Origin of the sequence: Microcystis sp. CS-574 (assembly GCF_028329095.1) — a bacterium.
GTDB classification, from domain to species: domain Bacteria; phylum Cyanobacteriota; class Cyanobacteriia; order Cyanobacteriales; family Microcystaceae; genus Microcystis; species Microcystis ichthyoblabe_A.
Genome location: NZ_JAQMSY010000223.1, coordinates 1 through 12,534 on the forward strand (window position 1 = coordinate 1; position 12,534 = coordinate 12,534).

Here is a 12,534-nt window from a genome sequence, read left to right on the forward strand (position 1 = left end):
CAGGTTCCAACTATCATTAACAACAGTAGATATCTGGCTCGTCCCAGTTCATTTTCTAACACTTTCTGGTATAGTTCACTTATCATTTTCGTTATTTAGGTCATATATGGTAAATATGACTTATCTTTTTTTGGAGTCTGTATCTGTATTCCATGCTACATAAGCTTTTCAGCTTGTTTGTCCCCCTGTCAGCCACTTAATAGCAAACAGTTCTTCTCTAACATTGGACTCATCTGAGTCTGAGACTTTATATCTAATTTTTTCGCTTGTTTTTCTGTAATTGCTAATTCCCCCAAAATGCTTTTCACTTTTCTCATCCGACCGGCGGTTTCTCCAGTGCTTGTTTTGACAAAAAAATACCGATTTCTGGGTTGACATACTCAATCATTAAATCTCTAACAGTCTCCTCTATCTCTGCCAAGTTATTAAATTCCTCAACTTGGGATTGTTTATAAAGACATTGCCCTAACTCTTGACATAACTCTTTAATTCTTTTTTCATTTTCTGATAGCATTGGATTGTTCCTCCTATCGAGCTATATTCTGAATTGTAAGTTATAAATATTAAGTAGTCGTGCAAAATTGATTTCCTAGTCGAGACAGGAGACAGGCTTCGGCCGTGAGCTCAGCGTTCGACTGAGCTCACGCCGAAGTCTCACGCCGAAGTCTCACGCCGAAGTCTCACGCCGAAGTCTCACGCCGAAGTCTCACGCCGAGGTCCGAACGGGTGTGGGGTGATGGGGAAGTGGGGTGATGGGGGATAAGATAATAAATGCTGGTGATTTCACCTGATCTTGACTGAGCCTGGGAGTTTTATGAATAGTCTTTTGATTGCGGCTACGGATACCGATGCGGGTAAAACCGTTGTCACCACTGCTTTAGTGGCTTATTGGCAAAAATACTATCCCTCCAAGGCCTTGGGGCTGATGAAATTAATGCAAACGGGTCAAGGCGATCGAGAATGGTATGAGGGCTTATTTCAGGGTCAATTAGAAATGATTACACCGCTGCAATATCAAGCACCCTTAGCGCCTCCTGTGGCTGCTGATTTGGAGGGTCGAGATATTCCTTTGGGGACGGTGTGGCAAGCTCTGCTGAACCTACAAAAAAGCCAAGATTTGGTTTTAATTGAGGGTTTAGGGGGTTTAGGTTGTCCTGTCACTCACGAGCTAACTTTGGCGGATTTAGCGGCTCAATGGCGGTTAAAAACCCTTTTAGTGGTGCCGGTGAAATTGGGAGCGATTTCCCAAACGGTGGCTAATATTGCCCTAGCAGAGCAGAAAAAGGTCAATTTGGGCGGAATTATCCTTAATTGTCTCGAACCGCGCACGGAGACGGAGATAGAGCAGTTAACACCGATCGATTTAATTCAATCCTTGACTAATTGTCCGGTTTTAGGTGTTTTTCCCTTTATCGAAGATCGTCGGGATTTGGATAAATTGGCCTCGGTGGTAGCTAGTTGGCCAGAAATTAAGCTGTCAAGCATTTAAATTGCTTGTTGAGACGAGGCAAAAGGCACAAGGCAAGAGGCAAAAGGGAGAATAAATTAGGGTAAGTCCAGATATTCTTGTTCTGTTAGGGCAAATTCTGGATCAATGATTTTTACTTCATTATAGGTGAGTTGATAGAGTTTGTAAACTAAGTGATCGATCTGCTTTTCTAATTCGCTTGTGTTAGCGTTAGGATCGTCTTTTTTAGCGGCGAGAATTTTGTCAACAATGTCAATAATTATATTTTTTTGATGTAAATCTGTAGCTATAATAGGTAGCTTTCTAATATTAATTGGTTTAACTTCGGCAAAAGTTCTATTTTCTTCTTGAGTTAACTGTTTATAAATATAATCAATTAACTTTGAATTTAAAATGCCAACAAGAAATTTGTAATCAAAATCTATTTTATATTCTTCTTTAATCTTCAATATGATTACATTATTCATAGCGTAGTATGAATCAGTATCAATAGTCGCAATTACACGATCCGCAGTCTGTCTAATAATAATTTTATCTTCTTCAAAAAGTTCTTTGTATCGCGCCCAATGCAAACACCACCAAGGTAAAATTCCTTTTTTTGTTTCCCGTTTACTTTCCAATTTATCCTTGTATTTTTCCAAATATGACAAGCAATTTGGATAGTCATTGATATTGACTGATTTTGTAGTATATATGACTTTAAAATCACTTTCATATGTGACGTATTTATTGAAATTGCTTCCTACTAATACATTTTTTAATATAGATGGTTCTATTCCAAGCTCATTTGCTTCAGAAGAATGAATTCTGAATATTTTATCACCAGTAGGTTGAATACCGTTTGCAACCTCAAGAGCAATTTCATCAATTAATTTTATACTGCTAGAATTTCTATCGTTAATAGAGGCTAACAATCTATTAACTCCAAAAACTGAAGATGGAGTGTCTAATACATCAATTTTTGAGTATTTAGAAAATTCAGTTTGTTGAAATAGAATATTAGATTTTTTAAATGATCTTAAATCTGCATATTCAATAAAATAATTAGGATTGACTTCTTTCTTAAATAAAAGAATTGTAGTAGGAACCTCTGCATCATCAAAAACATTATCGCCTAAGTTTATTACTAAATCAATTGAAGATAAAGCAAGAAGGTTTCTTCGCGATTTTTCATACTCATTCTGAAACAAAAAATTATTTGGTATAATTAAACAGTTACATGAATTTTCTTTTGCGATTAGCAAAGTTTTTCCGATAAAGTAATTAAAAGTATCTGTCCATCTAGTGTGACAATCTGAATATTCAAGTTTCATAAACTCTTTTTCGATATCGCATAAGATAGCCCCATAAGGAGGATTCCCAATCACCACATCAAACCCAACAAAATCCCCGTCATCATTCAACACTTCAGGAAACTCAAACCGCCATTCTAAAGCATTATCATACAGCCTACCGCTTTCAATATCTGCAATTTCAGCAGTTAGCTTGTCAATCTCATTATTTAACTTAGTTACTTTTTTCTCCCGCGCTTTTTGCTCCGTCTTAGTCTCCTCAAACAATAAACCCTGATTTTCCAGATTATAAAGTTCCCCTTGTAATTGACGTAACTTCACCTTCTTAGGATCACTAATTAATAAATTAGCACTAAAACCCGCCTTAATCTTAGCAATCAGCGTTTCCATCTCCCGCTTTTGTTCCTTATTTTCCGCATTGCGATAAGTCTGTACCGCATTGCGATATTGCTCAATACTAAACTTCTGCTTCTGTAAAACCTGTTTAACATCCACATCCAAAGCAAAGCGACTAATCAAAGAATTACCACACTTGATATTAATATCAATATTTGGCAAAGTTTCTAAATTGCCATCCTCTCGATAATAAGCATTTTTTAAAAGCTCAATCCATAACCGCAAGCGACAAATCGTCACGGAATTAGGATTAATATCCACCCCAAATAAACACCCTTCAATAATCGTCTGTTTCTCATGAAATAAGGCTTGCTGTACCCGTTGCTTTTCTTTATTATTCGGATGATAAGCAAATAAAGTCCCCTCATCATCATAAACCAATAACTTATCGTTTCGCACCTCTACCCGATAATCTTTTAGCGACTTACCCGAAGTATCTAATAAAACCCGTAACTCACTCTTAATCGCGATTATCTCATTCAAAGCCGAAACTAAAAAATGTCCCGAACCCACCGCCGGATCACAAATCTTCAGGCTATTAATAATAACATTTGCCTCTCTTTTGTCCTCAATTCGTTCATATAAATCATCTAAAGTTTGACAATTCCAGCCTTTTACTTCATTAAACTTCTGCACGATCGCTCTTCGTATCGTTTCCCGACACATATACATGGTAATAAAACTCGGCGTATAAAAAGAACCGTCCTTATAACCATTAATCTTTTCAAAAATTAACCCCAACACCGAAGCATTAATTAACTTTTCGCTATCTTCTTGAGGATTTTCTAACTCATCTCGATCGAATTTATAAGCATCCAAAAACTCAAACAAATAAGCCAACGCATTTAACTCACCTACTCGCTTATTACCCTGATTATCTTTTAGCACCGTACCTGCAAAAATGGGTAAAGTTCGCTCCCGCAAATTGCCAATAAAAATCGTTTGCTGTTCCGTCTCCGTTGGTTCAAATAGCGAACTATTTAAATAAGGTACATGAGCAAAAGTCGTTTTAACCTTAGCCTCGCGCTTATTTGTCTCCCTAGCTAACACATCAAAAAACAAACTATCGAGATCATCATAACTGGGAACTTTCGCCAAGTTGAGAAAAGCAAAATCTCGATCGCCTTGATGATATTTAATTAACTGCGCTTCCAATAGTTTGAGAAACAAAACCCGATTAATCCAATTAATTGATAACCGCAACGCCACATTATAAAGCCGTTCCTCATCCGTAGTTCCAAACTCTTCAGGATTTTTTAATTGTGCAATTTTATCTAAACTATCCAACCGACTAATCGCATTTTCAATCAGGGAACCATCACAGCGATCGCCTTCTTTCATTTGTCCGATTAACTTCTTCCCTTTATCCTTAATTTCCGTCAAACCGATAATATACAAAAGCTCATTATAAAAAGGCTTATTTAAAGTATTGCTATCATTAACAAAAGGTAACTTAAGTAAATGTTCTGGCGAAAGAATCTTGTAAATATCAAGCAAATCTAAATTTTCCAGATCTCGCAGATCAAAATGAGTAAACTTAGTTTGCTCAATAACTTTAGTGATCGCTGGTTCGGCAATTTGTTGATAGAAAAAATCCGTTTTCGTACTACTCAGTCTCCCGGCTTCAAAATCGCAAAACTGGTTAACTAGAGCCTTATTAGCAAAAAACAAATCCTCAAAAATCTTCGCATCGAAAATAAACCACTCATAAATATTTGTCACGATCAAGTGTTTAATCTCAAGATTTTTATCCGTCACCCTTTCGCGGAGAAAATATAAAACTAACTGCTGAAAAGCCTTAGTATTGAGATTATCCAGTCTTGGCATTTCTGCATTTATTGTCCGAGTAGGTTTCTTCGTCTCAAAAATGACCCCCACTGGACTTTTAACATCCTGGTTATTATGAATCACCAGATCGATGCGCTCTTTTGTATTGATAAAATAGCGATCGGTATAATAGGTATTTTTTAAAAAATCTATCAGCAAATTTTTATTAAACTCTTCCGACTTTTTGCTGTCACATTGCTCCAACAAGCGCGTCAAATTAGCTTGAAAAACCTGAATTGTTTCAGTATCAGGCTTAATTTTCAAGTACACCCGATTTAAGGCTTGTTTGAGTTCTCGCTTATTGATGATCATAAAAGTTTACCTCTAGGGAAACTACCGACTAATCTTATTATAGCATTGCCAAATGATCGGTTAAAATAGAAGGATAAAAGTTGCAATCGAGGTCAATCTGTAGAAGCCAAGAATTTCTAACAGCAATGGGGAAATAATCCCCCGTCACAGTCTAGCTTGACGGGGGGAGTATGTCACTGTTGCAATGCTTTTAAGAAGCGTCCCATCGTGGCAAATAAACCGGACTTTTTGGCTTTGTTAGCAGGATTAGAACTATCATTAGGAGTATTACTAGAAGCTTTCAGAATCAGATTTTCTAAAGCTTCGCCCATGGGTTTAGTGGACTGTTCGGAAATTAACTCGTAACCGTCTTCTTTTTCTAGCCAAACTTGCCACAAAGAGGGATAGGAACGATACACGATCGCTGATTCCAAGGGACGAAAATAATAACAACTTTCTAGGATACTTAAAAATCTTTCTCGCAATTGTCGGGCTGCGTAACCGATACCCACTACCGATACATCTTCCAATTGGGGAATTAGAAGAACTACGGGACGATCTTCGGCCAGGTTACAGAGTTTTTCTACGGAATTAATCTCCACCGAGGAGGGACAAACAACTAAAAAAGCTTCATCTTCGGGCTTAATTTTGTTTTCGACGGGAATAAAACGACTACCTAAATCTCCCAGTTGAAAAACTGTTTCTCCCCAATCCCGTCGAGCTAACATGGCGGCTCCAGTATCGGGAAAAATTACCCTTAAACCAGAACCATAACTGTCAAAAATAGAGGTAAAATCAAGGGCTAAAGCTTGCGCTTGTAGAGCAATTTCTGGAATAACTAATTCCACTTGTATGCGTCTAGCTCCCGATTCTAGAGCCAGTTGAGCGGCGGCTTTTGCTTGCAGGATTGTTTCTTCTAGGGAATTGGGTAGGGTCATTTCAGTTATCAGTGAGCAGTTATCAGTGAGCAGTTATCAGTGAGCAGTTATCAGTGATTACCTCTGGTCGTCGGTGGCTTAAAATCAGAAAGATTTTAATTTTTATAAAAGGTAGGGTTGATTCATGAATGAACCCTACGTCCTGTAGGGGCGAAGCATTCGGGCAATAACCTATCGGTGAAACCGTAGATTTTCTATCCGAATGCTTCGCCCGTACTTTTTGCCGCAAACCCTACTTAAGTTTAGATGAAGTATGACGATATCTGGCATCATCCCCAGCATTAAGATAAATCCTATAAAATACCTTTAGTTTTTAAGAAGAAAGTCGGTAATCGGGGAAAAGGTGAGGAGAGAAAGCTTAGGAAAGTTGATAGGAGCCGTGACGTTGGGCATAATAACCGAGAATTGCCGTGACCAGAGGGCGATCGCTTTCCTGAAAAGTCTCGGTATAGTTAATTTCTAGACTGCCGATCTGACTTTGGTGATAATCGAATTGTTGGAACTGCTGGGGAGTGAGATGGGTTTCCACACCCTGAACCTGTTGTAAATGGCTGGCTAATTCTCGATAGATAGCCAAGGGCATTTGGGGATAAATAATGGTTTGTTTTTGTTGAATAGCAATCGATCGCACGGGTTTGATTCTCCTGATTCGGAAATATTATAGCTGATCGAGGCCTGCGGTGCGGCGGCGGGTTCGGGGACACCATCCCCTAAACGACGGGTAATAGTTTTACCGTATTGTTCTAGGACAATAGAGGGATTCTTGGGATTAGTATCGATCGCTTTGACCAAAATTAAACCATTAGAGAGGGTAGAACCGGGGATAACTCGGCGTTCCGTGGCTTCTCCGGGGGCTTTCACGATCGCCATGGCAGTGCTAGGTAATTGGAAGATGCCCGATACTTGCACTTCTTCCGCTTCCGTCGGTTGCGGGGGTGGTGGCGGCCCTTTCACTATCGGTGGTCTGGGGGTGGGCGGTGCTTTCACTATCGGTAGTCTAAGAGTTGGCGGTGCTTTCACTATCGGTGGTCTGGGAGTGGGACGATTGACCCTGGGTGCGGGTGCGGGCGGGGCTGCGGGGGTGGTGGCTGCCGGAGTCCCAGCCGGGGGTTCTTCCGCCACTGTGATTGTAATATTTGGTTGTAGGGGAAAGGGGGCAAAGGGATCCCTATCCCTGGGACCGCGATTAATTTTTGCCCGTTTTTGGTCGGGGTCGGTGGCGGGAATAAATGGCACTACCCTTATGGTAGCCGGTTGCACAGCACCGCTAAAGGCAGGAGGTTGGGCAGCTGGGGGACTAGGAGAGGGGGTGGGGGTGGGGGTTTCTTGGTTGGGCGGTGGGGATTGATTAGCTTGGTTAGAAGCTGGACATCCCACCAACAATAAAGCGACACTCCCCACCGATAGGATTAGCGGCAATTTTTTCATGGGGAAACAAAGACAAAATAGCCCGGTCGGACAGCCTCACATACTAACATAACCTATGCTTTCCAGAAATCTAGGCCGATGATAGGGGAAAAGTCAGGAATTTTGCGCCGCTAGTCCAGTTTTAGTACTGACTACCGGATTTACGATGACCGATGGCGGTGACACCGTTACTATCCAAAACTTGACCCCGCTCGACCGTGGCATAGACTAACCAGCGATCGCCGCAGAGTTGTCGCTCTTTGACCGTACACTCTAGATAGGCGAGACTTTCGCTTAAAATCAGACAGCCATTTTTCCCGACTTGGGTTTCTAATTCCGTAAAGACATCGCTGCCGGATTTGATGCAATTGGAAAAATGGCGGCGTAAATTGCGCCCTTCCTTGAGAATATTCAAGGTGAAGACGGTTCCCGAGTTAATTAGGCGATCGGCGGCTTGTTCGTCAGCAACGGCGATAATTAGCCCCGGGGGGTTAAAACTGGCTTGGGATACCCAAGAGGTCAGGAAACCAGCATGATCCTCGCCCTGACGAGTGGTGAGAACAGAAAGGGAACCAACGATCCGACCAACGGCCTGGGCAGTGCGATCGATTTGTGTTTCGGTCATTCCCTGTTGGGGAACCCGCAATTTTTTGGTTTTTTTCAAGGTCTGGGCGAAGGTTTCTCCGGCTAAATAACCTGCTTGTAAACTGCTTTCTGTGGGGTTAAAACGCACGCGCAAGGATTCAAAACCAAGGCGATAATTGGCATCTTTGAGTTTAGTTTCAATTAAATCTACCGCTTCCCCACTCCAACCATAGGAACCAAAAACCCCGGCTAATTTAGTTTTTGCTGCCGTGGAAAGAACGATTCCTAAAGCGGTTTGAATCTGGGTAGGAGCGTGACCGGCTAAGGTGGGAGAACCGATAATAAATCCGTCACAATTTTCGATCGCTTGACTAATTTCGGCGGGAGTGGCAAACTCACAATTTATTGATTCTACGGCCAGATCATTTTCTAATAATCCTCGTTCGATCGACCGGGCCAGGGTGGCAGTGTTTCCGTAGGCAGAAGCATATAATAAAGCCACTTGTAGGGGTCGAGTTTTTTGTTCTTGACACCAATAACGATAATCGTGGGCAAGACGACTAAGACTATAACGAATTATCGGACCGTGGGCGGGTGCATAATATTGGGCGGGAAATTCTTTAATTTTGTCGAGGGCTGTTTCTACTGTTTTAGATTGCACGGCATGGAGACAATCAAAATAATAACGACGATCTGCGTCTAATTCTTTCCAATTTTTATCCCAAATATCGTCACTGCACAGATGCACACTAAAGAATTTATCGCTGTATAAAATTTGGGTTTTTTGGTCAAAAGTGCAGATTCCATCAGGCCAGCGGGGGGTAGGGACATTAATAAAACTGAGTTGATGACCCTGCCCTAAATCAAGGATTTCATCGGTTCGTATGCCCAAAATTTGGGCATCAGGCAGGGCATTTTTCAGGGTATTGACGGCAGCTTTAGAACAGAGGATGGTGATTTGATGGGTTTCGGCTAATAATGCCTTTAAAGTGACGATACGGTTGGGATTAACGTGACTTAGAATTAGATAATCAAGACGATGTAAGGGGACATATTGACGAATTTCTTCTAAATAAATTTCGGTGAAGGATTCTCCGGGAGGATCGATTAAGGCGGTTTTATCGCCCCGGATAAGATAGGAATTAGCGGTGGTTCCCCGTTGACGAGCATATTCTATTTCAAATTTTAATCTGTCCCAAGTACGCGAGCGAAAAACCCAAGTTTGATCGGCAATTTCGGCGGTTTGAACATCGCGGGGGCGATTATTGATAGCAGGATTGGGAATTAAGGTAGTAGTGGTCATAATTGTTAATTTGGGTGTGGGGTGTTGGGTGTGGGGTGTGGGGTGTTGGGGGAGTAGGGTTTTAGGGGAAATTACTCTATCTCCCCATTACCCTATTACCCCATTTTCCTATCCCCTTCTCACTGATAACTGATAACTGATAACTGATAACTGATAACTGATAACTGATAACTAATAACTGATTAAGTTTTGCTGTTTATTTCAGTTAAGTCTTTAACTAAATGTTGACGATAACGCTCAGAAACTTTTTGTTCGGGATCGATACCTTCAAAGGTGGGAGGAAGCCAAACTCTTAACACCATTAATGTGCCGAGAACTATTAGAAAAGCACAGGCGGCTAATACTTGTGTCCAATTAGTTTCTAGGACTCCTCTGACAATTAATTCTCGCAAAACCGAGACGATAGAAACTTCCACAGCAACACCGATAGAAACTCGTTTTTCTTGCAAATAAATAATTAACAATCGGAACAATTCTACTAGAATTAAGAGGAATAAAATATCGGCGGTAATAATCCGAAATTGAATCGGTGGCAGCAGAGACATAAACATTTCTCTGACTTCTAACACCATGAAGCTAAATAAACCAATACAGAGAGAAATGACAATTAAATCTTGAATCATTTCTAAGACTTGTACTACTCTCACCATCATTGGGGAAGGTTTTTTAATTGGTTCGTACATTTTATTGCTCCTAAAATTGATAAAATTTGGTGTTAGGAAAGTGGGGAAGTAGGGTGATGGGAAGAATAAATAAAAATAATCTCCTGCCTCCTGATAACTGATAACTGATAACTGATAACTGTTAACTGTTAATAATGGTTGCCAACTTTGCGATGATGGACAGCAGTTAAGACATCTAAACGGGCAACTCGTCCGCTATTAACGGTACAATAAACTACCCAATGATCGCCGCAATCTAAACGACTGGTGACTTGACATTCTATGTAAGCTAAGGCATCGGCTAAAATTGGTGATCCATTGTTAGCAGTGTAGGTTTTAATGCCTTCAAAACGATTGGCACCGGGAGAGAAACGCTTGAGGAAATGTTTCATTAATTTCTGATAATTATCCTCAGCCAAAACATTTAAAACAAAGGTATCGCTAGGCTGTAAAAAGGATACCATTGCCCGATCTTTAGCCACTGCAATCGCCACACCTAAAGGATTTAAACTTGCTTGTGTCACCCAAGAGGCAATCATGGCACTAGATAAATCGGCTTTTTGGGAAGTAATTAGGTATAATCCGGTGCTAATACGTCCTAGAGCCTTTTCTAAGTCGTTATTAATCGATTTAATTTGTTTAATCGTTTTTTCTCGGTTTAACCATTGGCCGAGGTCGGTTCCTGCTTCATCGGCAATTAAATCGAGGGATTGATTGGTATTGTCTTTAACTAAAAGAGGAGGAAAAGCTTCGATCGCCCCGATTTCCTGTAATTTATTTCTTAAGGGGAAAATTGGTTCATCTTCCCCACCTCCTGACTCAAATAATCCTACCGCTTGTTTGCCATTAATTGAAGCAATAATCGTGCTTAAAATCGTCTGGTTAATCGAGGAAGATTGGGGAGGCATTCCGATGATAACTCCCTTAGATTGATTGATCAATTCTCTGACTTCGTGGGGATCAGCATTATTCATATCGACTAATTCTGTCACCACATCATTTTTATTCAAACCCTGACTGATCATAGTAGCTAAATGTTCGCTTTGTCCGTAATCTTGGGTAAAGAATACAGTCACTAAAGTATCAGCAGAAGTTTGTTCTTGACTCCAAGTTTGATAGCGTCCCACCCAATCAGAAATATGGTGTTTTAATAGGGGTCCGTGACCGGTGGCAATGAGATTAATCTCAAATTTCTCGATCCTTTTAATTGCCCCTAAAACCGAACGAGCATTCGGTCGCATCAGACAGTCATAATAGGTTTGAAAATCGCCTTCTAGCAGGTCTTTTTCTCGATCATAGGTTTGATCGTCACAAAAGTGCATTCCGAAGGCATCACAGGTAAAAAGGGTGGCAGTTTTAGCATCAAAAGTGAAGATAGTATCAGGCCAATGAAGATTAGGGGCCGCAACAAATTCTAAAACATGGCCATTACCTAAATCTAAAGTATCACCACTTTTAACTATTAACTGTTTAAAGGGTCTGTGTACCATGTTTTCAAGGAATTGCATGGCAACTTTTGCCCCCACTACGGTAACTTCTGGGACTAATTCTAAAACTTCTTTGACTAAACCACTGTGGTCGGGTTCGGTGTGACTGATAATTAAATAATCAAGATGATTGATGTTGATTAGTTTAGTTAATTCCTCCAGATAAAGGCGATCGAATTTGCGGTGAGATGTATCAATGAGAGCGGTTTTTTCCCCTTGAATAACAAAAGAGTTATAAGTGGTACCGTTTTCTAAACCAAATTCGATATCAAAGCGATCGCGATCCCAATCCAAACAGCGCAAGGTAAAAGTATTTTCGGCGATTTCTTGGATTTGTGTGGTTAAACGGCTGGTTTTAGCCGGTTTTGGGGTGATTAAAGCAACCATAATTTCTATCTCCCACAGGATTTGATGCGGAACTGCATTTGCTTAATTCCTATGGTGACTTGCTTTCAGGGATTTGTAAAATACCAATTACTCAAGTCAATGATTAGTTAGATTTATATAACCTTTTCTCTATGGTTGCAGATATTAATTTGAGTGCTGGCCCTACCGAATCAAGACCTGAATGCTGATTGTGCATCCTATCCACCGGTTAGCTTAGTCCTCGGTTTTACCTACTGCACTTTTGCCTATTTGTCAAGCTTTTTACATAATTCTTAATATTTCCCTCGTTTTTGCTTTCTCGCTCTCCCGGGGTGTTTTGTTTTCGATGTCAGTCTATGGGTGAACCTGTAACCGCTCAACTAAACTTACTCAAACTTACTTAAAAGCCTGAAAGCTTAGTCATTCGTAGTGGGTCAAGCACTACAGGATTAAACGGCAAACCCTTTATTCCCTGGTCAATGACATCAGGAATTACTTTTCTAATGATGTTA

General features: G+C 40.5%; 8 protein-coding genes and 1 pseudogene. 1 reads left to right on the forward strand and 8 read right to left on the reverse strand.

The features are described from left to right. Positions 1 to 187: 187 nt before the first annotated feature. Positions 188 to 514, reverse strand: a pseudogene (locus PN470_RS18205) (ISKra4 family transposase); the annotation flags it as partial. Between the two features lie 300 nt (positions 515 to 814). Here PN470_RS18205 and bioD point away from each other — a divergent pair. Then, entirely contained in the window at positions 815 to 1,489 is a 675-nt protein-coding gene (gene bioD / locus PN470_RS18210) for a dethiobiotin synthase (RefSeq protein WP_002763308.1), read from the forward strand. A gap of 56 nt (positions 1,490 to 1,545) precedes the next feature. Here the strand turns inward: bioD and PN470_RS18215 are convergent, their stop codons facing one another. The 7 genes from PN470_RS18215 to PN470_RS18245 all read right to left on the reverse strand — a co-directional run bounded on the left by PN470_RS18215 (position 1,546) and on the right by PN470_RS18245 (position 12,043). After that, positions 1,546 to 5,295 carry a type IIG restriction enzyme/methyltransferase gene (locus tag PN470_RS18215; protein WP_272104906.1) on the reverse strand — a complete coding sequence of 1,250 codons (3,750 nt, stop codon included), beginning with the start codon at positions 5,293 to 5,295 and terminating at the stop codon, positions 1,546 to 1,548. Positions 5,296 to 5,468: 173 nt separating this feature from the next. Beyond that, the gene (locus PN470_RS18220) at positions 5,469 to 6,212 is read right to left on the reverse strand and encodes a DUF1995 family protein (protein WP_272104907.1); all 744 of its coding nucleotides are present in this window, start codon (positions 6,210 to 6,212) and stop codon (positions 5,469 to 5,471) included. A 358-nt stretch (positions 6,213 to 6,570) separates the two neighbouring features. After that, on the reverse strand, positions 6,571 to 6,843 hold the full coding sequence (locus PN470_RS18225) for a hypothetical protein (protein ID WP_002734486.1): 273 nt from the start codon (positions 6,841 to 6,843) through the stop codon (positions 6,571 to 6,573). Continuing rightward, positions 6,768 to 7,640 carry a hypothetical protein gene (locus tag PN470_RS18230; RefSeq protein ID WP_272104908.1) on the reverse strand — a complete coding sequence of 291 codons (873 nt, stop codon included), beginning with the start codon at positions 7,638 to 7,640 and terminating at the stop codon, positions 6,768 to 6,770. Before PN470_RS18230 ends, PN470_RS18225 begins: the two co-directional genes overlap by 76 nt. A gap of 121 nt (positions 7,641 to 7,761) precedes the next feature. Then, entirely contained in the window at positions 7,762 to 9,507 is a 1,746-nt protein-coding gene (locus PN470_RS18235; protein ID WP_272104909.1) for a diflavin flavoprotein, read from the reverse strand. A 182-nt stretch (positions 9,508 to 9,689) separates the two neighbouring features. Continuing rightward, positions 9,690 to 10,190: a phosphate-starvation-inducible PsiE family protein gene (locus PN470_RS18240; RefSeq protein WP_002734712.1), complete on the reverse strand. Its 501-nt coding sequence runs from the start codon at positions 10,188 to 10,190 to the stop codon at positions 9,690 to 9,692. A 128-nt stretch (positions 10,191 to 10,318) separates the two neighbouring features. Continuing rightward, complete coding sequence (locus tag PN470_RS18245) at positions 10,319 to 12,043, reverse strand: diflavin flavoprotein (protein ID WP_272104910.1); 1,725 nt, start codon at positions 12,041 to 12,043, stop codon at positions 10,319 to 10,321. Positions 12,044 to 12,534 lie beyond the last annotated feature (491 nt).

Coding starts and splice junctions, on each gene's coding strand:
- bioD (WP_002763308.1), top strand. CDS start 815: ATGAATAGTCTTTTGATTGCGGCTACGGATACCGATGCGGGTAAAACC.
- PN470_RS18215 (WP_272104906.1), bottom strand. CDS start 5,295: ATGATCATCAATAAGCGAGAACTCAAACAAGCCTTAAATCGGGTGTAC.
- PN470_RS18220 (WP_272104907.1), bottom strand. CDS start 6,212: ATGACCCTACCCAATTCCCTAGAAGAAACAATCCTGCAAGCAAAAGCC.
- PN470_RS18230 (WP_272104908.1), bottom strand. CDS start 7,640: ATGAAAAAATTGCCGCTAATCCTATCGGTGGGGAGTGTCGCTTTATTG.
- PN470_RS18235 (WP_272104909.1), bottom strand. CDS start 9,507: ATGACCACTACTACCTTAATTCCCAATCCTGCTATCAATAATCGCCCC.
- PN470_RS18240 (WP_002734712.1), bottom strand. CDS start 10,190: ATGTACGAACCAATTAAAAAACCTTCCCCAATGATGGTGAGAGTAGTA.
- PN470_RS18245 (WP_272104910.1), bottom strand. CDS start 12,043: ATGGTTGCTTTAATCACCCCAAAACCGGCTAAAACCAGCCGTTTAACC.